Annotated in this window: 1 pseudogene; it reads right to left on the bottom strand. The window is 70.4% G+C overall.

Annotated elements, in window-relative coordinates:
• Positions 1 to 216: pseudogene (locus tag BEN49_RS28290) on the bottom strand (hypothetical protein); the annotation flags it as partial.

The raw sequence follows: 216 nt of genomic DNA on the forward strand, positions 1-216 counted from the left end.
ATGGACAGCCACATGGCCTGCCGCGTGAGGCCCAGCCCCTCGGCAAACTCGCGGAAGCCCTGGAACACCATCAGCGGGAGCAGCGACCAGCCCACCACCGCACCCAGGGCGCGGCCGATGGACAGCCACATGGCCTGCCGCGTGAGGCCCAGCCCCTCGGCAAACTCGCGGAAGCCCTGGAACACCATCAGCGGGAGCAGCGACCAGCCCACCACC

Origin of the sequence: Hymenobacter coccineus, assembly GCF_001816125.1 — a bacterium.
Classification (GTDB): domain Bacteria; phylum Bacteroidota; class Bacteroidia; order Cytophagales; family Hymenobacteraceae; genus Hymenobacter; species Hymenobacter coccineus.